Source organism: Citrobacter sp. Cf116, from assembly GCF_030336505.1.
GTDB classification, from domain to species: Bacteria; Pseudomonadota; Gammaproteobacteria; order Enterobacterales; family Enterobacteriaceae; genus Citrobacter; species Citrobacter freundii.
Window position 1 is genome coordinate 488,874 of record NZ_JAOWEQ010000037.1, and the last position, 22,169, is coordinate 511,042.

Below are 22,169 nucleotides of genomic sequence, written 5' to 3' on the forward strand. Positions count from 1 at the left end.
ACAAACACCATCCGACGCCGTTCCACACTTTTTGTGTGGCTGTTACCCTCCCCCCTCCCTATAATCCGTCGCGGTCCTGAACCCGTATGGTTCATCATTTTTTTTCGCACTAGCAAAACTCTTTCCGGCATTTCAGGTGCTGAATGAGGCAAGAGGCTACAATATGTTCGTTTCGCTCGCGTATATCGCGTTCTTTTTGGTTTGTTCATGGGCAATTTTCAGAATCAACCAAAAAAGTCACTCTCTTTCAAAAAGCGTCTTCATCGCTATTTTTACGGGTGCCGTTATCGGTTTATCCCTGCATCTCATTGCTGCTGACGAAAGAAAAACAGTTATCGACTGGTACAATGTTATCGGCAACGGCTATGTGAATTTACTGAAGCTGGTTGCGGTACCGCTGATTTTCATCTCTATTCTCTCAGCCATTAATAAGCTCGAAAACAGCGCTGGCATTGGGAAAATGTCGTTAACCATCGTCGGATGCATGCTCTGTCTGGTAATGATTGCCGGTTTTATTGGGCTGTTGACTGCGCATGTATTAGGCCTGGACGCCAGTGCGTTTGTTCATATGCAGTCCACGCTGACGCCAGACGATGTAAATAAAACAGCCGCCATTTCACTGCCTAAACTGGTGACATCTCTGATCCCAACGAATATCTTCCTCGATCTAACAGGGGCCAGAAGCGTTTCCGTCATTGGCATTGTTATTTTCACCCTACTTGCCGGCGTGGCATTATTAAAGGTCAAACAGGACGCCCCGCAAGAAGGTGAAAAATTAAGTGCTGGCATTAACGCTATCCAGATTTGGGTGATGAAAATGGTGCGTATCGTTATTGCTCTCACCCCTTATGGTGTGATGGCATTAATGGCAGGCGTATTTTCCGCGTATCGATTTGAACAATTTGCCAGTCTGTTAGGCTTTATTGCTGCCTGTTACCTTGCGATTCTGATGATGTTTATCGTCCACGCACTGATACTGGTTCTGAGCGGTAATAATCCCGTTCACTATTTTAAAACTGTCTGGCCAGTTTTAACCTTTGCATTTGTTTCACGCAGCAGTGCAGCATCTATTCCACTGGCTATTTCCGCACAAGAAAAATTTGGCGTGCAAAACACCATTGCCAATATTGCGGCTTCATTCGGCTCCAGCATGGGTCAAAATGGCTGTGCCGGGATCTATCCGGCTATTATGGTGGCGATGATTGCTCCAACAATTGGGATTGATCCGCTATCAGTACATTTTTTGCTCGCCATGCTACCTGCGATTGCGCTGGGTTCTATTGGGGTGGCGGGTGTAGGCGGTGGCGGAACATTTGCTGCGCTGATCGTCCTTTCAACACTGAACTTCCCGGTCGCGCTGGTGGGGATTTTCATTGCTATCGAGCCTGTCGTCGATATGGCCAGAACGGCATTAAACGTGAACGGTTCGATGATGTCTGGCGTGCTGGCTAACAGGCTCCTGAAAAAGAGTGCTGAAAAACCACAACCCGTGAACGCGAATTAGTCAGTCCTAAAAAGATCAAAGCCTTCCTGTTGCTGGAAGGCTTTCTTTTGTGTCAACTAAACATCAGCCCGTCGTATTTTTTCCAACGGTAATTTACGGCAGAGATAATCCAGCAGCCGATAAAGACGCCAATAATCACAAAACCGACATTCCCCATATGGTCACTTAAATTGCTGACGGTATCCCACAAACCCCCCTGAAGCGAAAACGCGTCAGAGAGAAGCCCCAGCGCCTCCAGTCCGCCAATAAATAGCGCCACAATCACGGAAGTCCCGGTAATGGTCATATTGTAATAGAGCTTGCGTTGCGGCTTATTGAACGCCCATCCGTAGGCCTCAACCATCAGAATACTGTCGAGACAATCAATTAACGCCATACCGCAGGTAAACAGCGCCGGGAACACGAGAATTGACCAAACCGACATGCCACTGGACGCGCTTGAAGCAGAAATTCCCAGCAAAGAAATTTCAGTGGCGGTATCAAAACCCAGACCAAAAAGAAAACCGACAAAATACATATGCCAGTCTTTGCCTACCAACCGAAACGCTGAGCGGAAAAGCCAGTTCAGAGGACCTGAAACTGTAATGTCTTCCGTGGTGCCATCGTAAGTACCGGTGCGTTTAAGATGGCGGAATGCCTTCCAGACCTGGCAGAAAATAATGAGATTAATGGTAGCCAGAATCAGCAAAAACGCGGCAGAAACCGAAGTTCCTATCAGACCGCCGACATTCTGAAACCATGCCATATGTTGCTTAAACACGCTGGTGGTCAGTGCAATGCCTATGCTTGCCAGTACCACAATGGTGGAGTGCCCCAATGAAAACCAGGCTCCCGTCGTCAGGGCGCGTTTTTTCTGCTGCATGAGTTTACGTGTAGCGCTGTCTATCGCGGCGATATGATCGGCATCGACAGCATGGCGCAAACCGTAGCACCACGCAATCAGACTCAGTGCAAGCAATGACGTGTTGTTGCTAAACGCGGTGAAAGCCCACAGCCACGCCACGATGTTTGCCCCGATGAGTAAGACCATCAACAAAAGAATATTCGGGCGTTTTTTAAATAATGAAAACAATGCGTTCATTGTTTCCCGCCAATTAAATTTGAGCTAAACAACACACCACACCACCACTCACTGATTAATTAATACAACGTTTATCAGGCTAATGATAACTCTTAAGAATTACTAACCCAGTGTCGTAGATCAAAGTTGATTATCACCTGAAGCAAGTTCCGCCATCGCTAGTTCCGCAATACGCAGAGGTACCGTTGCGCTGTCCCCCTCTTGCAGAAACCAGACGGACGACAACCCACACCATGCAACAATCCACATCAGCAAACGTTGCCGTTCAATTCTTGCGATTTCAGACACAATGTTGACTCGTTGTGTGAATGTTTCCGGCTCAATGGCAACAGGTCTGGTGGGTTCGGCAAGATCAGGGTTAGTAAAAATATTGGCGTAATCAAAGCCACGCTCGCCTAGCAGCCCTTTGGGATCGATAGCCAGCCATCCTCTCGTTCCGAAATCAAGAATATTGCCGTGGTGTAGGTCACCGTGTAATACGACTTCATCATGGGGTGAAGATAGCAGTACATTTGCCACCACTGCACAACGCGTCAGGATACCGCCATGCTTTTTCGCGGCAGGAGCCAGATCGCTAAACCAATGGTGCAGAGGTGTTAACGCTGGCGTAGACGCATTCCGGGAGAAATGGAGTCTACTGGCAGCATGGCAAATAATGCGACAAGCCTGCGCATCGTTACCAGTCCAGGACATGTCCGCTAAAGACCCTGTCCCTGTCGCACGTTCCAGCAGAATCGCCCCTGCTGCATGAGCAAGTACTTTCGCTGCGCCATTTCCGTTCCACCAGACCATGAGTTCACAGCCGATCCGTTCACTGTCATCGTCGGTGATTTTAAGTATGGCTTTCTGACCGTCCCTGATGACCACTACAGGCAAAAGCTGTGATGTGTGTGTTTCAACCGGTTCACCATCTGGAGTGAGTCCCCAACGGTTGAGCCAGGTGTTGAACAGGCGATTTTCCAAACAATATCCTCATTTTTCTCTGGAAGATGGTAACCAAAAGGATCCGTGTCGGCATTATTCCTGTTTTCTTTTGGTTGAGCTACAACCTCCCATAGCCGTCATCACTGACTTAACGGGTTGAGCACTAACAGGCACATCCTTGTGTATCTGTGTGCCATGCTGACTGTGTTCGGTAAATAAGGAGGACACGATGATCACGTTATGCAAAACCTGTGGAACATCCTATGAGGTAACTGGTGCCCATCCGGAACAGTGCGATATCTGCCAGGATGAACGCCAGTATGTCCCTGCGAGCGGACAGGAATGGGTCGATTTTACCGCCCTGTGTGCATCGCATACAAATAAGTGGAAGCAACACGACAGTACTCTCCTCAGCATCCGCACCGTTCCTGATTTTGCAATTGATCAGCGCGCGTTTATTCTGCGTACCTCTGAAGGCAATATTTTATGGGACTGCATTGCCTCGCTCGACGATGCCACAAAAACGCTAATAACGTCCCTTGGCGGGCTTAAGGCTATCGCGATATCGCATCCTCATTACTACACCACCATGCAGGACTGGGCTGCAGAATTTAACGCGCCTATTTACCTTCATGCCAGCGACAGAAGGTGGGTAATGCGCGACAGCCCGTGGATTAGATTCTGGGATGGCGACACCATTGAGTTAACCCGTGACGTCACGGTGATACGTCTCGGCGGACACTTTGCTGGAGGCTGCGTCCTGCACTGGGCGCGTGACGAAGGCGTGGTGCTTTCCGGCGACATCGTCCAGGTTACGCCAGGTGCGCATGCCGTCTCCTTTATGTGGAGCTACCCTAATATGCTACCGTTGCCAGCTGCAACGGTCAGCAACATTACCCAGAGACTGAGTACAGTGAAATTTTAGCAACTTTACGGCGCATTTGCAGGAAAAGATATTACGCAAAATGCCGATGAAATTGTGCGGCGTTCAGGTGAAAAGTATATTTCCTGCCTCAGATAAACCGGCAGTTTATTCACCAACCAGACTCAGGAAGGTAAAAATGGATAGAACTGATAAACCACGCCCATCACAGAAATACTCACTATCACACTGATAATGAAGTAGGTTTTGAAAGGCTGCTTTTGTGTTTTATGGCGAAAGATTTGTTGACCCGCTATCGCGCCACCCCATCCGCCCACAACGCCAAACATCAGCAATGTGGATTCCGGCACTCTACGCCAGTCCTTGCGTGCCGCCATTTTGTCCACGCCGTATAACAGCAACGTCAGTATGTTGGCGAGTAGAAACCATATGACAAGAGGGTGAGCGGTGAAAATGCAGCCGATCGCTGCAAAAATGAGTAGCGAATAACAACAGCGATTGAGATTCATATTTTCAGTCACAGCACTTTTCAGGAAGTTTCGTCACCCATTATACGCAAGGTCAGTCATCCCGGCCATGGGTGAGAATACCCCTTTTATTTTTATGCCTATATCCCCAGAAATAGCGGAAATTCTCTGGTCTGCGGCGTACCTAACAATTCAAACAAGAGAATCATTTTCATTATTCAGAACAAATGGTAATTTATTAAATCCAAATGGAGAAATTGTTCTGGAGTCGCAGGGATGAGAAAATACTCATATCCATATTTGTTTTTTGTCACAGTATTATCTCTCGGCGCAATTTTTCTTTTTTACTGGTGGAAGGTAACGATATACAGAGCGATTTTTCTCTACCCGCTCACATCAAAATACCTCATGCTTATTTCTCTGGCAGTGTCATTTTTAATCACCCTATTTCTGGTAGGTAATGGGATAATGAAAAAAAGTCCCTTCCAAACTTATCTGAAATTATTTGGTAGCATCAGCATTGCCATGGTGCTGTTTTCAGTGATCACAATTATGGCGATAACCTGGTTCATTCCAGGTGTCCCCTCATCCTATACCGCTCCATACACCTACTCTACAGGAAGTTCTAAAAGCTGTTCGGGGGCTGATGTTGACGATCCGGATCTCGGGACTAACATCAGAATTTGCTATCCCGAAGGTAACTACGAATATAACAACACAATCTATGTTGAGAAACGAAGCAACCTTTTAGGTGCGGTCGTAACATACGCCAGAACAACACCATCCCGATTTTGATTAACTTGCCGCTTACAAAGCAATGCGTTATCAAGCGAAAGGTCATTTCGCCCCCGTAGGGGCCATAAGAATGCAGAAAAGAGTTATACAGTGTACTCTGCCTGGATAAACACGCCAGATGGTGATCAGATAACCTTTCTGATCCGACGCATCGGCGGATACTGCTGTGCCCCTTTTCACCTGAGGGACACGAGAACTCGCTAACTTATTGAGCGTTTGGTGATTTTTATGAAGAAACTGTTTGTGCAGTTTTACCTCCTGCTGTTTGTCTGCTTTTTGGTGATGACCCTGTTGGTCGGCCTGGTATACAAATTCACCGCAGAACGCGCAGGCAGACAGTCGCTCGACGATTTGATGAAAAGCTCGTTGTACCTGATGCGCAGTGAACTACGCGAAATCCCGCCACGCGATTGGGGTAAGACGCTGAAGGAGATGGACTTAAACCTCTCATTTGACCTGCGTGTTGAACCGCTGAATAAGTACACACTGGATGCCCCAACCATGCAGCGTTTGCGCGAAGGCGATATTGTGGCTCTTGACGATCAATACACCTTTATTCAACGCATTCCTCGCAGCCATTATGTGCTGGCCGTCGGCCCGGTTCCTTACCTCTATTTTCTTCATCAAATGCGCCTGCTGGACATCGCGCTGATGGCGTTTATTGCTATCTCACTGGCCTTCCCGGTACTGATCTGGATGCGTCCACACTGGCAAGAAATGCTAAGACTCGAATCCGCCGCACAACGTTTTGGTGAAGGACATCTGAGTGAACGCCTTCATTTTGACAACGGTTCCAGCTTTGAGCGCCTGGGCGTAGCGTTTAACCAAATGGCCGACAATATCAATGCGCTGATCGCCAGTAAAAAACAGCTCATCGATGGTATTGCCCATGAGCTTCGTACTCCGCTGGTACGTTTACGTTACCGGCTGGAAATGAGTGATAACCTCACCGGGCAGGAATCTCAGGCGCTTAATCGTGATATCGGCCAACTGGAAGCGTTGATCGAAGAGTTACTGACCTACGCCCGCCTGGATCGCCCGCAAAATGAACTGAAGCTCAGTGTACCTGACCTGCCTGTTTGGTTGACAACCCATCTGGAGGATGTGCAAAGCGTGAATCCTGGCCGTACGGTGCACTTACGTCATCTCGAAACTGGCGACTACGGCGCGTTGGATATGCGCCTGATGGAGCGGGTCCTGGATAATTTGCTGAACAATGCCCTGCGCTATTGCCAGTCTACAGTGCAAGCCAGTCTGCTGCTGAACGGCAATCAAGCCACGCTGGTAGTGGAAGACGACGGTCCCGGTATTGCACCAGACGCTCGCGAACAGGTTTTTGAACCGTTTGTACGCCTTGACCCCAGCCGTGACCGGGCAACCGGGGGTTGTGGGCTTGGGTTAGCCATCGTCCACTCAATTGCTTTGGCTATGGGGGGGACGGTCGTCTGTGATGAAAGTGAACTTGGCGGCGCCCGGTTTACTTTCCGTTGGCCCGTCTGGCATAACATTCCCGAAATCTCAGCTGCCTGACCTTTTCTGCTCGGTGGTCAGGCGGTGGAGGTTGTGCTATAAAAAAGTATGTTGTAACTAAAATGGTAAACCTATGGCCCGTTACGATCTTGTTGACCGCCTGAACGGCACCTTTCGCCAGATGGAACAAGAACTGGCACTTTTGAACGAAAACCTGTTGCAGCAGACGCTGCTGATTGCGCGCGTATTCTCGTTACCGGAAGTGGCTAAAGAGGCAGAGCATGCCCCTCTGCAGAGCATTAATGTTAAGCAGCATTTAGGCAAAGAGGCTGAAGCGCTGGCACTGCTCCATTACCGTCACCTGTTTATTCAGCAGCAGTCCGAAAACCGCAGCAGCAAAGCGGCCGTCCGCCTACCGGGTGTATTGTGCTATCAGGTTGATAACGCAGCGCAATGTACTCTGGAAGAACAAATCCAGCGTATAAACCAGTTGAAAACCACCTTCGAGCGCATTGTTACAGTGGAATCAGGGCTGGCGCCGGCAGCTCGTTTCGAATGGGTGCATCGTCATCTGCCGGGGCTGATTACTTTGAATGCCTATCGCACGCTAACCGTAGTCCGCGATCCTGCCACCCTACGATTTGGCTGGGCTAATAAGCACATCATAAAAAACCTGAAACGCGATGAAGTACTGCAGCAACTGGAAAAAAGCCTGACGTCACCGCGCAGCGTACATCCCTGGACACGTGAAGAATGGCAGGCGAAGCTTGAACGCGAATATCAGGATATCGCCGCCTTACCGCAGCAGGCCCGCCTGAAGATTAAAAGGCCGGTAAAAGTGCAGCCTATTGCCCGCGTCTGGTACAAAGGAGAGCAAAAACAGGTGCAATATGCCTGCCCGACGCCACTGATTGCTTTGCTTAATAACGACAACGGTATGACCGTACCGGATATCGGCGAGTTACTTAATTACGATGCCGAAAACGTTCAGCATCGTTTTAAACCTCAGGCGCAGCCGTTGAGATTGATTATTCCCCGGCTGCACCTGTACGTTGCGGATTAACTGCCTGGCCGCATGCTGCCAACCATCAGCTCCGGGCGTACCCAACTGTCGAACTCCGCTTCGGTTAGATATCCCAGCGCCAGAGCGGAGGCTTTTAAGGTCAGCCCTTCTTTATGGGCTTTTTTGGCAATTTCAGCCGCTTTATCGTAACCGATATGGGTATTGAGCGCGGTCACCAGCATTAGCGACTCGTTGAGCAGTTGATCGATTCGTTCACGATTAGGCTCAATCCCCGTCGCGCAATGTTCATTGAAGCTTTCCATACCGTCCGCCAGCAGGCGTACCGACTGCAGGAAGTTGTGGATGACCATCGGTCGGTAAACGTTGAGCTCAAAGTTACCTGACGCCCCGCCCATGTTGATGGCGACATCGTTGCCCATCACCTGGCAGCAAAGCATAGTCAGCGCTTCACACTGGGTTGGATTGACCTTGCCCGGCATGATCGAGCTGCCCGGTTCGTTTTCCGGAATTGAAATTTCGCCAATACCACACCGGGGACCGGATGCCAGCCAGCGTACATCGTTGGCGATTTTCATCAGCGACGCTGCCAGTCCTTTTAGCGCGCCGTGAGCATGAACCAGGGCATCGCAGGTGGCGAGCGCTTCAAATTTATTCGGTGCGGTAACGAACGGCGCACAGGTGATGACCCGCAGTTCATCCGCAACCCGGCGGGCGTATTCGGGATGAGTGTTCAGTCCGGTACCTACCGCGGTTCCCCCCAACGCCAGCTCCGCCACGTGCGGTAAGCTGTTTTCAATGTGTCTGAGGTTATGTTCTAGCATTGCTACCCAGCCGGAAATCTCCTGGCCAAGCGTAAGTGGAGTTGCATCTTGCAGATGTGTACGACCAACTTTAACGATATCGGCGAAAGCGTGGGACTTATCACTGAGCGTTTTGGTCAACACATTTAATTGAGGGATCAGTGATTTACGCAGCGCCAGCAGTGCGGCAACGTGCATTGCGGTCGGGAAGACATCGTTCGAGCTTTGGCTTTTATTGACATCATCGTTGGGGTGCACTTTTCGCTCCATCCCCCGCACGCCGCCCAGCAACTCGCTGGCCCGGTTTGCCAACACCTCGTTCATGTTCATATTGCTTTGCGTGCCGGACCCAGTTTGCCAGATGGCCAGCGGGAACTCATCGCGGTGTTTATCTGCCAACACCTCATCTGCAGCCTGCATAATAGCCCTGGCTTTATCCTCCACCAGCAGCCCAAGATCCTGATTAACCTTTGCTGCGGCGCGTTTCGTCAGCGCCAGCGCATGGATCAACGAGACCGGCATTTTCTCCGTAGAGATACGAAAATGTTCCAGTGAACGTTGGGTTTGCGCGCCCCAAAGCTTATCGGCAGGAACATCAATCGCCCCCATTGAATCATTCTCGCGGCGTACCGTTACCATTACCTGCTCCTTACATTAACAGTTGATTAGGTTATGTTTCGACATTGCCCACTTGCGTTGGTCTTATGAGTATTAACGAGGATAAAACTGTCGTTTGGTGGTTCGTGCGGTAAAAAAAACCGCCCCGAAGGGCGGTTGACGTTACTTAACGCAGCGTGCGCACTGCGACGTCTGAATTTGCTGGAAGAAATCATTGCCTTTGTCATCCACCAGGATAAACGCCGGGAAATCTTCCACTTCAATTTTCCAGATGGCTTCCATCCCGAGTTCCGGGTATTCCACGCACTCCAGACTCTTGATACTGCCCTTGGCCAGCACCGCGGCAGGGCCGCCAATACTGCCTAAATAGAAGCCGCCATGTTTATGGCAAGCATCGGTCACCTGCTGGCTACGGTTGCCTTTCGCCAGCATAATCATGCTCCCGCCTGCAGACTGAAGCTGGTCAACATACGAGTCCATACGTCCGGCCGTGGTTGGGCCAAGCGAACCCGAAGCGTAGCCTTCCGGTGTTTTTGCCGGACCGGCGTAATAGATCGGGTGATCTTTAACATACTGCGGCAAACTTTCACCGTTATCCAGACGTTCTTTCAGTTTCGCATGCGCAATATCTCGGCCAACGATGATTGTACCGTTGAGTGACAAACGCGTAGAGACCGGATACTGCGACAGCTGGGCCAGGATCTCTTTCATCGGACGATTGAGGTCAACGCGTACCGCTTCGCCCTCTCCAGCCTGACGCAACTCTTCTGGAATGTACTTACCTGGATTATGTTCCAGTTTTTCGATCCAGATACCTTCACGGTTGATCTTGGCTTTGATATTTCGATCAGCTGAGCAAGAGACGCCCATACCAACCGGACACGACGCGCCGTGACGCGGCAGGCGGATTACGCGGATATCATGCGCGAAGTACTTCCCGCCAAACTGCGCGCCCAGCCCCAAATTCTGCGCTTCAATCAGCAGCTCTTTTTCCAGCTCCACATCACGGAATGCCTGCCCATGCTCGTTACCTTCGGTCGGCAGCTCATCGTAGTATTTAGCCGAAGCCAGTTTCACCGTTTTCAGCGTAGCTTCCGCTGACGTTCCGCCGATCACAAACGCAATGTGATACGGCGGACAAGCCGCAGTACCCAGCGTACGCATCTTCTCAACCAGGTAATTTTTTAATTTGCCCGGCGTGAGCAGCGCTTTGGTTTCCTGGTACAGATAGGTTTTGTTCGCCGAACCGCCACCTTTGGCAATACACAGGAATTTGTATTCATCGCCGTCGACGGTATACAAATCAATCTGTGCTGGCAGGTTGGTGCCGGTGTTCACCTCTTTATACATATCCAGCGCTGCATTTTGTGAGTAGCGCAGGTTGTCTTCGATGTAGGTGTTATAGACGCCTCGAGCCAGCGCCTCCTCATCGCCACCACCGGTCCAGACACGCTGACCTTTTTTACCCACGATAATCGCGGTTCCGGTGTCCTGACAGGTCGGCAAAATGCCTTTTGCCGCGATGTCAGAGTTACGCAGAAATTGCAGGGCCACATACTTGTCGTTTTCGCTGGCCTCCGGGTCGCGCAGAATATCGGCTACCTGCTGTTGATGTGCGGGACGCAGCATAAACGACGCATCATGAAAGGCCTGACGAGCCAGCAGGGTTAAAGCTTGTGGCGCGACTTTAACAATCTCCTGCCCTTCAAATTCGGCAACAGAGACATAGTCGCTGGTCAGCAGATAGTATTCGGTATCATCCTTTTTGAGGGGGAAAGGATGCTGATAATGAAAGGGTTTGTTTGACATTGTGCTCTCACTTACTGCTCGGTCTGGTTATTCTCTGGGCAGATGTTCCGTTGCCCTGCTTCCCTGCCGCAGATCCGGTTGTAGAAGGAAGGGCTGTCTGCAACCGGAATCACTCAGGGTATTAAAAGCGAGTCTCCATATCCTACACATTTTTTTAACAAAAACTGAGACAAGTACGACTTTTTACATGTGCAGGTTACTTCCCTCAGGGTTTCTTGGTTTAATAGCCGTAGAAAATTCCACATTGAAACAGGGCTTGATAATGCAAAAACTCATCAACTCAGTGCAAAACTACGCCTGGGGAAGTAAAACGGCGTTAACGGAACTCTATGGCATTGCCAACCCCACTCAGCAACCGATGGCTGAGCTGTGGATGGGTGCGCATCCGAAAAGCAGTTCGAAGGTTCTGGGCGCTGACGGACAGACGGTTGCTCTGCGCGACGTTATCGAGCACGATAAATCCGCACTGCTGGGCGATGCCGTTGCGCAGCGTTTTGGTGAGCTGCCCTTCCTGTTTAAAGTGCTCTGCGCTGCACAACCGCTTTCGATTCAGGTTCATCCTAACAAGCACAACTCTGAAATTGGATTTGCCAAAGAAAACGCCGCAGGGATCCCGATGGATGCGGCTGAGCGCAACTACAAAGATCCTAACCACAAACCGGAACTGGTTTTTGCTTTGACGCCTTTCCTGGCGATGAACGCATTCCGCGAGTTCTCTGACATTGTTACATTGTTACAACCCGTCTCCGCCGCACATCCGGCTATTGCGCATTTCCTGGAAGAGCCGAGTGCAGAACGTCTGAGCTATCTTTTCGCCAGCTTGCTGAATATGCAGGATGAGGAGAAATCCCATGCGTTGGCGATCCTGAAATCAGCGCTGAACAGCCAGCAGGGTGAACCCTGGCAAACCATCCGTCTGATCGCCGACGTCTACCCGAACGACAGTGGGCTCTTCTCCCCGCTACTGCTCAATGTGGTGAAACTCAATCCAGGCGAAGCTATGTTCTTATTTGCCGAAACCCCGCACGCTTACCTGCAAGGTGTGGCGCTTGAGGTGATGGCTAACTCGGACAACGTGCTGCGTGCCGGACTGACGCCAAAATATATTGATATCCCGGAACTGGTCGCCAACGTGCAGTTTGTCGCCAAGCCAGCAAACCAGTTACTGACCACGCCGGTTAAGTCTGATGGCGAACTGGATTTCTCGATCCCGGTTGACGATTTTGCGTTCTCCCTGCATGAGCTTACTACCAGTGGCGCAGATATCAGCCAGCAAAGTGCGGCCATTTTGTTCTGCATCGATGGTGAAGCTGTACTGAGCAAAGGCGAGCAACGTCTGGTTCTGCGACCGGGTGAATCGGCCTTTATTGGCGCGAATGAATCGCCGGTTAACATCAGTGGCGCAGGTCGTTTAGCCCGGGTTTATAACAAGCTTTAGCAAGATACTGATATTTTTAACAACTCTTGCTAAGCTGTAGTGAGTTAAAGACATGTCACTCCTCCAGGCGTCTTAAAACGCCTGGTTTTATTTTATGGATATCGAAATGAAAAAATCGCTGGTAGCTGCGGGTGTGGTGGTTGCGCTGGGTATCGTCTGGACGGGCGGTGCCTGGTACACAGGTAAGAAACTTGAAACGCATCTCGCCGAGATGGTGACGCAGGCAAACGATCAGTTAAAACGTTTCTCCCCTGAGGCGGGTATTGAACTGAGTTATCAAAACTACCAGCGCGGGGTGTTCAATAGCCAACTGCAATTGGTGGTGAAACCAATTGCCGGGCAGGCAGATTCCTGGCTGAAACCGGGGCAAAGTATTGTGCTGGATGAAACGGTGGATCACGGTCCCTTCCCACTGGCCCAACTGAAGTCACTGAATCTGGTTCCGGCTATGGCCTCCGTGAAAACGACGCTGGTGAATAACGACGTTACCAAACCGCTGTTTGATATTGCCAAGGGTGAGTCGCCATTTGTCATTAACTCCCGTATCAGCTACAGCGGCGATACCCGTTCCGATCTTTCCCTTAAACCACTGAACTACGAGAAAGGCGACGAAAAAGTAGCCTTCAGCGGCGGGGAATTCCAGTTTACAGCAGACAAAGAAGGTAACGCTGTCTCGCTGACAGGCAATGCGCAAAGCGGCGTGGTCAATGCGGTCAACGAGTATGACCAGAAAGTACAAATGACTTTCAATAATCTGAAGACTGAGGGTTCCAGCAGTATTGCCAGCTTTGGTGAGCGCATCGGCGACCAGAAATTGTCACTCGAAAAACTATCGATCTCGGTCGAGGGTAAAGAGTTGGCGGTTCTGGAAGGCATGGGTATCGATGGCAAATCCGATCTGGTTAACGACGGTAAAACTGTCAACAGCCAGCTGGATTACACGCTGAACAGCCTTAAATTGCAGGGCCAGGATATGGGTAGCGGTAAGCTGACGCTGAAAGTTGCCCAGATTGACGGTGAAGCCCTGCATCAGTTCAGTCAGCAGTATAGCGCCCAAACCAAGGCGCTGATGGCGCAGATCGATGTGGTACAAAATCCTGAGCTTTATCAGCAAAAAGTCACCGAAGCTTTCTTCAATGCGCTGCCGATACTGATGAAAGGCGAGCCGGTTATCACCATTGCCCCGCTGAGCTGGAAAAATGCGAAAGGTGAAACCGCATTTAATCTGTCACTGCTGCTAAAAGATCCGACAGCAAATACTGAGGAACCACAAACGCTGGCTCAGGAAGTGGATCGTTCGGTCAAATCACTGGATGCCAAGCTGACGATTCCGGTCGATATGGCGACTGAGTTCATGACGCAGATCGCCAAAATTGAAGGCTATCAGCAGGAGCAAGCGACCGATCTTGCGAAGCAACAGGTGAATGGCCTGGCGGCAATGGGTCAGATGTTCCGTATTACAACGATGCAGGACAACGTCATCGGCTCGAGCCTGCAATACGCAAACGGACAGGTTACGTTAAACGGACAAAAAATGCCGCTGGATGAGTTTGTTGGCATGTTCGGTATGCCTTCTCTTGGCGAACCGGATGCCCCGGCTATCCCGCAACAGTAAATACGCGTGACAACAGGCCCGATAACCGTGTGTTTATCGGGCCTTTTTTATTTGGCCACCACCAGACGGGCGGAAAGCGTCAGGTTACGCGAATGACCATCATCGTGCCCAATGCGCTGCAGCATGCGCTCAGCAAGGGTATATCCCATTTCACGCGCAGGCGTACAGGCCCAAATAATGGGGATATCGTCCAGTGCATTTTCCGCTACATCGGCAAATCCCGCTAAGGAGATCTGCTGTTCGAAATAGCGATCTACGCCAATTTCACCACTCTGACGCCCTGCTCTCATCAGGCCAAACCAGGCGCCAACGGCAATGGTTTCGTTGTAGCACACCACTGCGCTGATCGTTGGGTTACGACGTAACAGCGCGGTTACCTCCTCTGCGGCCTGCTTCTGGCTGGATGAACACTCCAGCACCCAGTCGCTATGAAACGGTAAACCATACTTTAGCAACGTCGTACAATAGCCGCCGACACGCTCTGCGCGAGTCAATGAGGAACTCTGCCCCCCCAACCACGCGATTCTCTGATGCCCGTGGCGGATAAGATGTTCAACCAGCAATTGCGAAGCCTGCATGTTGTCAGGTCTGACGGTGTCGGCATCATCCAGGTAGCTTGCCCGAGACGCAAACACCACCGGTATCCCCTTATCGGCGGCCAGTTGTTGTAGGTCGTCGCTACTGCCGGCAGCCCCGGCGATCACCACACCATCAACCCCTTGATTTAGCAACATAGCGAAACGCTGCGCGAGCTGTTCGCCATCTTTGCCACCATGTAATAAAAAGACCATGCGCCCCTGCGCTTCTAATGCTTCCGTCAGACCCGCTGTCAACTCGGCGTAAAACGGCGTAGAAAGATCGCGCACAATCAAACCAATTACCCCGCTCTGCCCGCCACGCAGCGCCGATGCCTGGCGATTACGCACAAACCCGAGTTGCTCAATAGCGGCATTCACGCGTTCGCCTGTCGCGGATGAAATACGACCTTTTCCACTAAGCACCAATGAGACAGTACTGACCGAAACGCCTGCGGCCAGCGCAACATCATGGATGGTTATTTTTTTGGCTATAGCCATAAAAACGGAAAACTCCCTGATAACGTGACGGATAAAACGTTTTATCAATCACTTATATTTATACGCCCTATTATCGTTCGATAATGTGATTTATACCGCACTAAAATTAGGTAAAACGTTTTATCTTCTCGCCATCATTAGTCAGCTAGCTTTTACGAGGAGTCGTTTGATGACGACGAGAACCACACCAAAAATAACGTTATGGGAATTTTTCCAGCAGTTGGGCAAAACCTTTATGCTCCCCGTAGCGCTACTCTCATTTTGCGGGATCATGTTGGGGATCGGCAGCTCGTTAAGCAGCCATGATGTCTTAACACTGATCCCGGCATTGGGTAATCCGGTACTGCAGGCCATCTTTACCTGGATGAGCAAAGTAGGCTCATTTGCGTTTAGTTTCTTACCGGTGATGTTCTGTATTGCCATACCTCTCGGCCTTGCTCGCGAGAACAAAGGTGTAGCGGCATTTGCCGGTTTTGTTGGCTATGCGGTCATGAACCTTGCCGTCAACTTTTGGTTAACCGCGAAAGGTATCCTACCTACCACGGATGCCGCGATCCTGAAGGCCAACAACGTGCAGAATATCCTGGGGATCCAGTCGATCGATACTGGGATCCTCGGTGCTGTTATTGCCGGGATCATCGTCTGGATGCTGCATGAACGTTTCCACAACATTCGTCTGCCGGATGCGCTGGCTTTCTTCGGCGGCACCCGCTTTGTGCCTATCATCTCCTCGGTGGTGATGGGGCTGGTCGGGCTGGTTATTCCCCTGATCTGGCCGGTTTTCGCTATGGGCATTACCGGGCTCGGCCACATCATCAACAGCGCGGGAGAATTTGGCCCAATGCTGTTTGGTACCGGTGAACGTCTGCTGCTGCCGTTTGGTCTGCATCATATTCTGGTGGCGCTCATTCGCTTCACCGAGGCTGGCGGCACGCAAGAAGTCTGCGGTCACAGCGTGAGCGGCGCACTGACTATTTTCCAGGCCCAATTGAGCTGCCCGACAACACAAGGTTTCTCTGAAAGCGCAACCCGCTTCCTGTCGCAGGGCAAAATGCCTGCGTTCCTCGGTGGTTTACCGGGGGCAGCGCTCGCAATGTACCACTGTGCTCGCCCTGAAAATCGTCATAAAATTAAAGGGTTATTAATTTCCGGTCTTATTGCCTGTGTGATCGGCGGTACCACCGAGCCCCTTGAGTTCTTATTCCTGTTCGTTGCCCCAGTTCTGTATGTGATCCACGCCCTGCTGACCGGTCTTGGCTTCACTGTGATGGCAGTGCTTGGCGTCACCATCGGTAACACCGACGGTAACCTGATTGACTTCGTGGTGTTCGGTATCCTGCATGGACTCTCTACCAAGTGGTATCTGGTCCCTGTTGTAGCGGCGATCTGGTTCGCGGTGTACTACGTCATCTTCCGTTTCGCCATCACACGCTTCAATTTGAAGACACCGGGTCGGGACGTCGAAATTGCCAGCAATATCGAAAAAGTAATGGCTGGAGCGCCAGGTAAATCCGGTTACAACGTCCCTGCCATTCTGGCGGCGCTTGGCGGTGCGGAAAACATCGTCAGCCTGGATAACTGCATTACCCGTCTGCGTTTGTCAGTGAAGGATATGTCTCTTGTGAATGTACAGGCACTGAAGGACAATCGCGCCATTGGCGTAGTGCAACTCAATCAGCATAATCTTCAGGTCGTTATTGGCCCACAGGTCCAGTCAGTGAAAGACGAGATCGCAGTTCTGATGAACACCGTACAAGCTTAAGGACAATGATATGTTTGATTTTTCAAAGGTTGTGGACAGGCATGGTACCTGGTGTACTCAGTGGGATTACGTTGCCGACCGTTTTGGTTCAGCCGACCTGCTGCCGTTCACCATCTCCGATATGGATTTTGCCACCGCACCCTGTATTCTGGAGGCGCTGACTCAGCGCCTGTCACATGGCGTGTTGGGTTACAGTCGCTGGAAAAATGATGAATTTCTTGCGGCGATTAGTCACTGGTTTCTATCGCGTCATAATACCCATATCGATCCTCAGTCGCTGGTTTATGGCCCCTCGGTCATCTATATGGTATCGGAGCTGATCCGCCAGTGGTCTTCTGCGGGTGATGCGGTGGTGATTCATACGCCGGCGTACGACGCGTTTTACAAAGCAATTGAAGGTAATCAGCGCGTGGTGCGCGCTGTCGAACTGGAAAAACGCACTGACGGTTGGTACTGCGACATGGCCGCGCTGGAGAATGCGCTGTCTCGTCCAGAGAGCAAAATTCTTCTGCTCTGTAGCCCACAAAATCCGACGGGCAAAGTGTGGACGCGTGATGAGCTGGAAACCATGGCAGAACTGTGTCAGCGCCATGGTGTAAAAGTTATTTCCGATGAGATCCATATGGATATGGTATGGGGGGATCACCCACATATCCCCTGGAGTAATGTCGCGCGTGACAGCTGGGCGCTGCTCACTTCCGGTTCAAAAAGTTTTAATATTCCGGCACTGACCGGGGCTTACGGAATTATTGAAGACGCTCAAAGCCGTAACGATTATCTCTGCGCATTAAAAGGTCGCGATGGTCTTTCCTCACCAGCAGTGCTCGCGTTGAGCGCACATATTGCCGCCTATCATCAAGGCGCAAGCTGGCTTGATGCGCTGCGGGATTACCTTACCAGCAATTTGCATTACGTCGCCCGCGAGCTTAATGCCGCATTCCCCGAACTGAACTGGCAGGTTCCGCAATCCACCTATCTGGCATGGATTGACCTGCGTCCGCTCAACATTGATGACCACGCATTGCAGGAAGCGCTCATCCACCAGCAGAAAGTCGCCATCATGCCCGGATACACATACGGCGAAGAAGGACGCGGTTTTGTGCGCCTGAATGCCGGATGTCCACGATCCAAACTTGAAAAAGGCGTTCAGGGGTTGATTAACGGCATACGTTCTGTACGCTAATAAAGTTTGCGCAATGAAATTATTCATTGCGCAACATAGATTTTTATCCCGATTTTTTCTTATAATACGACGCACTTTACCTAAATACACGAGTGCGACCATGATTGATACTTCCCTCCCCTTAACCGACGTCCATCGCCACCTTGATGGTAACATCCGTGCCCAAACGATTCTGGATCTGGGTCGTCAGTTCAATTTAACGCTCCCGGCACAAACGTTGGAAACGCTGATCCCTCATGTGCAAGTGACATCCACTGAGCCAGATTTAGTGAGCTTTTTATCCAAGCTCGACTGGGGCGTGAAGGTACTGGCCTCGCTGGATGCCTGTCACCGCGTGGCATTTGAAAATATTGAGGATGCAGCACGTAACGGTCTGCACTATGTAGAATTACGTTTTTCACCAGGCTATATGGCGATGGCGCATCAACTCCCGGTGGCAGGTGTGGTTGAAGCCGTCATCGCAGGCGTGCGCGAGGGCTGCAAGACCTTTGGCGTCGAAGCACGCTTAATTGGCATTATGAGCCGTACTTTTGGCGAAGCCGCCTGTCTGCAGGAACTGGATGCGCTGTTAGCCCACCGAGATCATATTACGGCACTGGATCTAGCCGGTGACGAACTGGGATTCCCTGGCAGTCTGTTCCTGTCCCATTTCAACCAGGCTCGCGACGCCGGCTGGCATATTACCGTGCATGCGGGCGAAGCCGCGGGACCAGAAAGCATCTGGCAGGCCATTAAAGAGCTGGGCGCTGAGCGTATTGGTCACGGCGTTAAAGCCGTTGAAGATCGTGCGTTGATGGATTACCTCGCCGAGCATCGTATCGGCATCGAATCCTGCCTGACATCAAACATTCAGACCAGCACCGTTGCCTCACTAGCGAACCATCCGCTGAAAACGTTCCTTGAGCATGGCGTTATTGCCAGTTTGAATACGGACGACCCGGCTGTTCAGGGTGTGGATATTATTCACGAGTACACCATTGCCGCACCAGCTGCAGGCCTAACGCGCGAACAGATCCGCCAGGCGCAAATCAACGGTCTGGAAATGGCATTCCTGAGTAACGAAGAAAAACGAGCCTTGCGCGAGAAAGTCGGCGCAGCGTAACGGGTAAAGTGCTGAATGGCGCTAACGCTTATCCGGCCTACGTTGGTTTTCATTGTAGGCCGGATAAAATGCCTGAGCATCTCCATCCGGCATTAGTCCAATCAAGCAAGGCACAGCGTCGAACGATGTTTCGCAGATTCGATACCCAGCTCAATCAGCTCCATAATTTGGATAGCCTGTCTCGCCGGTACCGGGTTTTCACCGTTACCGTTTAGCGCATCACGAATGCCAGCATAGTACGCCGGATAGTTGCCTGGTACAGTAAGCCAGGTTTCTTCAACCTGCTCTTCGCCTTCTACTCGCGTCAAAACGCCATCGCGCATATCATAACCCCAGTCTTCCTGTGGTAGTCGCTCGCCATTTTTCAGACGCTCTTCCTGCGGGTCAAGACCATACTTCACATAGCTGCCACGCGATCCGTGCACAATATAACGGGCCGATTCTGCGGCAGCGAGCATGGTGCCATGCAGGATCACACGACGCTGCGGATACGTCAGGATGGCATGGAAGTAATCCGTCGCCTGCGCGCCCGGACGCAACTGGGCCAGGTCTACCGTCAGGCTGACGGGCAAACCAAACAGATTAATCGCCTGATCCAAAAGATGCGGTGCTAAATCGTACCAGATACCGCTTCCCGGACCGCCCTGTTCACGCCAACGGTCACGAACCTGCGGGCGGAAACGATCGAAATGGGATTCGAAATACGCCACCTCTCCCAAAACACCATCCGCCAGCAGAGCTTTCAGCGTCAGAAAATCACTGTCCCAGCGACGGTTATGGAACACAGACAGCACGCGCCCGAGGCTGCGTGCCAGCGTATCCAGCTCACGAGCTTGTGACAGTGTCACAGTAAAAGGCTTATCAACAACCACATGTTTGCCCGCTTCCAGCGCAGCTTTCGCTAATGGAAAGTGTGTGTCATTAGGCGTGGGGATCACAATCAGGTCGATATTTGGATCGTTAAAAAGATGCTTAGGCTCAGCAACAACCGCCACCGTAGGCCAGTCTGCCTTCACTTTTGCTTCATCACTACTGGAAACTGCAGCCAGTTCCAGGCCCGGCGTGCCCACAATCAGGGGGGCATGGAAGGTTTTACTGGCATAACCATAGCCAATTAGCCCAACGCGGATGTTGTCACTCATGTTATTGCCTCTCAATTCAGGACTGACCTATTTCACACCATACCTTGCAACGTCTCAATAGTTTAATAACCTTCGCGCTACAAAGGTTGTTTTTAACTTAAGTCAAACATATGCCACTTATGCTTAACTTGCAGCGAAAAAGAGGGAGAAATCGTTCCCAACCATCTTGCTGTATTAATGAGAGATTAGTAACATTTGCAGCCTGTGTTTATGGATAAATCAAAGCAAATGTCATCAGTAATGAATCGTCTTATTGAATTAACAGGTTGGATTGTTCTCGCCGTCTCCGTGATCCTGCTGGGTGTTGCCAATCATATTGACAATTACCAGCCACCAGAGCCCGTTGCGGCAGTGCAGAAGAAATAAGCATCCGCAACCTTTTATTGCCCGGCAATTAACATTGGTAGTTGCAGGGTTTGCCGGTAAAAGATCGCTTTCTGTCAAAAAAAGCGAATTATGCCGCATCCCGTTCCGCTGCATATTGCCAGCGATCGCTATGCGCGTTACCCTTGTCGAAGACGCGCATAGCGCCTGCTTTTTCACAGGTATGAACACTCTTCTTACATTTGCACGTAAATGCGCTTTTACCTGTGCACGTTGTTTATTTTTATATTTTCTACTCCGTTGGTATTATTTTATTAATATGGATCTGCATTTATGACTGTTCAGGATTACTTATTAAAATTCCGCAAAATCAGCTCACTCGAAAGTCTGGAAAAACTTTTCGACCATTTAAACTACACGCTCACCGACGATAGCGACATGATCAATATGTACCGTGCCGCAGACCATCGCCGTGCGGAGCTTATATCCGGAGGCCGTCTGTTTGATGTTGGTCAGGTACCTAAATCAGTCTGGCATTACGTGCAATAGAGAAGAAAGTAGCGCTCAACGTTAAAAGCTTTATAATAATTGCCCCAAAATGAATGGCATGATTGATTGCGCGCGTAAAACTGGAGAAGAGATGACTACCACACCGGCACAACGTATCGGAGGCTGGCTACTTGGGCCACTGGCCTGGCTGTTAGTCGCGTTGTTGAGCGCTTCGCTGGCGTTATTACTTTATGTCACTGCGCTGGCAACACCGCAAACCTTCAAAACGCTGGGTGAGCAAAGTACAGCAAATTTGCTGTTATGGGGCGTCTCCTTTGTTACCGCGATCGCCATGTGGTATTACACACTGTGGCTGACAATTGCGTTTTTCAAACGCAGAGCCTGTGTGCCCAAGCATTACATTCTGTGGCTGCTGATCTCCGTGTTGCTGGCGATTAAAGCGTTTGCGTTTTCACCCGTCCCAGACGCTTTTGCCGTGCGCCAACTGCTGTTCCCATTATTGGCCGCAGCACTGTTGGTGCCCTACTTCAAGCGATCGCAGCGCGTTAAATCGACGTTTGTGAACCCGTAATAACCCTACAGTTAACCTGTTGTCGCCTGTTGTAGATTGTCAGATAATAGGCGGCTTTTTTATTTCAGGCC

Annotated in this window: 19 protein-coding genes and 1 pseudogene; 13 read left to right on the forward strand and 7 right to left on the reverse strand. The window is 50.7% G+C overall.

The genetic code is table 11. The features are described from left to right. Positions 1 to 163 precede the first annotated feature (163 nt). Entirely contained in the window at positions 164 to 1,504 is a 1,341-nt protein-coding gene (locus tag OGV74_RS11710; RefSeq protein WP_071667562.1) for an L-cystine transporter, read from the forward strand. Positions 1,505 to 1,556: 52 nt separating this feature from the next. On the opposite strand, the gene OGV74_RS11715 is transcribed toward OGV74_RS11710, so the two are convergent. Both OGV74_RS11715 and OGV74_RS11720 read right to left on the reverse strand, forming a co-directional pair. Beyond that, positions 1,557 to 2,585, reverse strand: coding sequence for a HoxN/HupN/NixA family nickel/cobalt transporter (locus tag OGV74_RS11715; RefSeq protein ID WP_086504059.1), 1,029 nt, complete (start codon positions 2,583 to 2,585; stop codon positions 1,557 to 1,559). A gap of 120 nt (positions 2,586 to 2,705) precedes the next feature. Then, a complete protein-coding gene (locus tag OGV74_RS11720) occupies positions 2,706 to 3,548 on the reverse strand; it encodes an aminoglycoside phosphotransferase family protein (protein ID WP_032949241.1) in 843 nt (280 codons plus the stop codon). A gap of 190 nt (positions 3,549 to 3,738) precedes the next feature. Between OGV74_RS11720 and OGV74_RS11725 the strand changes: the two are divergent. Continuing rightward, positions 3,739 to 4,530: pseudogene (locus OGV74_RS11725) on the forward strand (MBL fold metallo-hydrolase). A 26-nt stretch (positions 4,531 to 4,556) separates the two neighbouring features. Here OGV74_RS11725 and OGV74_RS11730 read toward each other — a convergent pair. Next, a complete protein-coding gene (locus OGV74_RS11730) occupies positions 4,557 to 4,901 on the reverse strand; it encodes a DUF1294 domain-containing protein (RefSeq protein ID WP_286521162.1) in 345 nt (114 codons plus the stop codon). 234 nt (positions 4,902 to 5,135) lie between these two features. On the opposite strand from OGV74_RS11730, the gene OGV74_RS11735 reads away from it, so the two are divergent. From OGV74_RS11735 to tus, 3 genes are all read left to right on the forward strand, one after another. Next, positions 5,136 to 5,654 carry a hypothetical protein gene (locus tag OGV74_RS11735; RefSeq protein WP_086504058.1) on the forward strand — a complete coding sequence of 173 codons (519 nt, stop codon included), beginning with the start codon at positions 5,136 to 5,138 and terminating at the stop codon, positions 5,652 to 5,654. Positions 5,655 to 5,882: 228 nt separating this feature from the next. Continuing rightward, positions 5,883 to 7,184: a two-component system sensor histidine kinase RstB gene (gene rstB, locus OGV74_RS11740; RefSeq protein ID WP_003028962.1), complete on the forward strand. Its 1,302-nt coding sequence runs from the start codon at positions 5,883 to 5,885 to the stop codon at positions 7,182 to 7,184. Positions 7,185 to 7,257: 73 nt separating this feature from the next. Further along, the gene (gene tus / locus OGV74_RS11745; protein ID WP_003028964.1) at positions 7,258 to 8,187 is read left to right on the forward strand and encodes a DNA replication terminus site-binding protein; all 930 of its coding nucleotides are present in this window, start codon (positions 7,258 to 7,260) and stop codon (positions 8,185 to 8,187) included. Here tus and fumC read toward each other — a convergent pair. Together fumC and fumB are read right to left on the reverse strand one after the other, a co-directional pair. Next, complete coding sequence (gene fumC / locus OGV74_RS11750) at positions 8,184 to 9,587, reverse strand: class II fumarate hydratase (protein WP_286520842.1); 1,404 nt, start codon at positions 9,585 to 9,587, stop codon at positions 8,184 to 8,186. The two genes, tus and fumC, sit on opposite strands and share 4 nt — an antisense overlap. A 141-nt stretch (positions 9,588 to 9,728) precedes the next feature. Continuing rightward, entirely contained in the window at positions 9,729 to 11,375 is a 1,647-nt protein-coding gene (fumB, locus tag OGV74_RS11755) for a class I fumarate hydratase (RefSeq protein WP_286520844.1), read from the reverse strand. Positions 11,376 to 11,637: 262 nt separating this feature from the next. On the opposite strand from fumB, the gene manA reads away from it, so the two are divergent. Together manA and OGV74_RS11765 are read left to right on the forward strand one after the other, a co-directional pair. Beyond that, positions 11,638 to 12,813 (forward strand): mannose-6-phosphate isomerase, encoded by a 1,176-nt coding sequence (gene manA / locus OGV74_RS11760; RefSeq protein WP_286520846.1) that lies wholly within the window; start codon positions 11,638 to 11,640, stop codon positions 12,811 to 12,813. A gap of 106 nt (positions 12,814 to 12,919) precedes the next feature. After that, the gene (locus OGV74_RS11765; protein ID WP_086504955.1) at positions 12,920 to 14,428 is read left to right on the forward strand and encodes a YdgA family protein; all 1,509 of its coding nucleotides are present in this window, start codon (positions 12,920 to 12,922) and stop codon (positions 14,426 to 14,428) included. A 47-nt stretch (positions 14,429 to 14,475) separates the two neighbouring features. Here the strand turns inward: OGV74_RS11765 and OGV74_RS11770 are convergent, their stop codons facing one another. Next, complete coding sequence (locus OGV74_RS11770) at positions 14,476 to 15,504, reverse strand: Mal regulon transcriptional regulator MalI (RefSeq protein ID WP_032935811.1); 1,029 nt, start codon at positions 15,502 to 15,504, stop codon at positions 14,476 to 14,478. Positions 15,505 to 15,673: 169 nt separating this feature from the next. Between OGV74_RS11770 and malX the strand changes: the two genes are divergently transcribed. From malX to add, 3 genes are all read left to right on the forward strand, one after another. Further along, complete coding sequence (malX, locus tag OGV74_RS11775; protein ID WP_003843555.1) at positions 15,674 to 17,266, forward strand: maltose/glucose-specific PTS transporter subunit IIBC; 1,593 nt, start codon at positions 15,674 to 15,676, stop codon at positions 17,264 to 17,266. Positions 17,267 to 17,276: 10 nt separating this feature from the next. Next, positions 17,277 to 18,449: a MalY/PatB family protein gene (locus OGV74_RS11780; protein ID WP_032949233.1), complete on the forward strand. Its 1,173-nt coding sequence runs from the start codon at positions 17,277 to 17,279 to the stop codon at positions 18,447 to 18,449. Positions 18,450 to 18,549: 100 nt separating this feature from the next. Then, positions 18,550 to 19,551 (forward strand): adenosine deaminase, encoded by a 1,002-nt coding sequence (add, locus tag OGV74_RS11785; RefSeq protein WP_057064402.1) that lies wholly within the window; start codon positions 18,550 to 18,552, stop codon positions 19,549 to 19,551. A 101-nt stretch (positions 19,552 to 19,652) separates the two neighbouring features. Here add and OGV74_RS11790 read toward each other — a convergent pair whose 3' ends face one another. Then, complete coding sequence (locus OGV74_RS11790) at positions 19,653 to 20,693, reverse strand: oxidoreductase (protein ID WP_003836419.1); 1,041 nt, start codon at positions 20,691 to 20,693, stop codon at positions 19,653 to 19,655. A gap of 240 nt (positions 20,694 to 20,933) precedes the next feature. Between OGV74_RS11790 and blr the strand changes: the two genes are divergently transcribed. From blr to OGV74_RS11805, 3 genes are all read left to right on the forward strand, one after another. Next, the gene (gene blr / locus OGV74_RS11795) at positions 20,934 to 21,059 is read left to right on the forward strand and encodes a division septum protein Blr (RefSeq protein ID WP_003029134.1); all 126 of its coding nucleotides are present in this window, start codon (positions 20,934 to 20,936) and stop codon (positions 21,057 to 21,059) included. Between the two features lie 291 nt (positions 21,060 to 21,350). Next, positions 21,351 to 21,566, forward strand: a complete 216-nt coding sequence (ydgT, locus tag OGV74_RS11800; protein ID WP_003029138.1) for a transcription modulator YdgT — start codon at positions 21,351 to 21,353, stop codon at positions 21,564 to 21,566. A 91-nt stretch (positions 21,567 to 21,657) separates the two neighbouring features. Next, on the forward strand, positions 21,658 to 22,098 hold the full coding sequence (locus OGV74_RS11805) for a DUF2569 domain-containing protein (RefSeq protein ID WP_003832803.1): 441 nt from the start codon (positions 21,658 to 21,660) through the stop codon (positions 22,096 to 22,098). The last annotated feature ends 71 nt before the right edge of the window (positions 22,099 to 22,169 follow it).

What these genes read in the sequence shown, in the direction of transcription:
- OGV74_RS11710 (WP_071667562.1), top strand. Translation starts at nt 164, where the DNA reads ATGTTCGTTTCGCTCGCGTATATCGCGTTCTTTTTGGTTTGTTCATGG.
- OGV74_RS11715 (WP_086504059.1), bottom strand. Translation starts at nt 2,585, where the DNA reads ATGAACGCATTGTTTTCATTATTTAAAAAACGCCCGAATATTCTTTTG.
- OGV74_RS11730 (WP_286521162.1), bottom strand. Translation starts at nt 4,901, where the DNA reads ATGAATCTCAATCGCTGTTGTTATTCGCTACTCATTTTTGCAGCGATC.
- OGV74_RS11735 (WP_086504058.1), top strand. Translation starts at nt 5,136, where the DNA reads ATGAGAAAATACTCATATCCATATTTGTTTTTTGTCACAGTATTATCT.
- rstB (WP_003028962.1), top strand. Translation starts at nt 5,883, where the DNA reads ATGAAGAAACTGTTTGTGCAGTTTTACCTCCTGCTGTTTGTCTGCTTT.
- tus (WP_003028964.1), top strand. Translation starts at nt 7,258, where the DNA reads ATGGCCCGTTACGATCTTGTTGACCGCCTGAACGGCACCTTTCGCCAG.
- fumC (WP_286520842.1), bottom strand. Translation starts at nt 9,587, where the DNA reads ATGGTAACGGTACGCCGCGAGAATGATTCAATGGGGGCGATTGATGTT.
- fumB (WP_286520844.1), bottom strand. Translation starts at nt 11,375, where the DNA reads ATGTCAAACAAACCCTTTCATTATCAGCATCCTTTCCCCCTCAAAAAG.
- manA (WP_286520846.1), top strand. Translation starts at nt 11,638, where the DNA reads ATGCAAAAACTCATCAACTCAGTGCAAAACTACGCCTGGGGAAGTAAA.
- OGV74_RS11765 (WP_086504955.1), top strand. Translation starts at nt 12,920, where the DNA reads ATGAAAAAATCGCTGGTAGCTGCGGGTGTGGTGGTTGCGCTGGGTATC.
- OGV74_RS11770 (WP_032935811.1), bottom strand. Translation starts at nt 15,504, where the DNA reads ATGGCTATAGCCAAAAAAATAACCATCCATGATGTTGCGCTGGCCGCA.
- malX (WP_003843555.1), top strand. Translation starts at nt 15,674, where the DNA reads ATGACGACGAGAACCACACCAAAAATAACGTTATGGGAATTTTTCCAG.
- OGV74_RS11780 (WP_032949233.1), top strand. Translation starts at nt 17,277, where the DNA reads ATGTTTGATTTTTCAAAGGTTGTGGACAGGCATGGTACCTGGTGTACT.
- add (WP_057064402.1), top strand. Translation starts at nt 18,550, where the DNA reads ATGATTGATACTTCCCTCCCCTTAACCGACGTCCATCGCCACCTTGAT.
- OGV74_RS11790 (WP_003836419.1), bottom strand. Translation starts at nt 20,693, where the DNA reads ATGAGTGACAACATCCGCGTTGGGCTAATTGGCTATGGTTATGCCAGT.
- blr (WP_003029134.1), top strand. Translation starts at nt 20,934, where the DNA reads ATGAATCGTCTTATTGAATTAACAGGTTGGATTGTTCTCGCCGTCTCC.
- ydgT (WP_003029138.1), top strand. Translation starts at nt 21,351, where the DNA reads ATGACTGTTCAGGATTACTTATTAAAATTCCGCAAAATCAGCTCACTC.
- OGV74_RS11805 (WP_003832803.1), top strand. Translation starts at nt 21,658, where the DNA reads ATGACTACCACACCGGCACAACGTATCGGAGGCTGGCTACTTGGGCCA.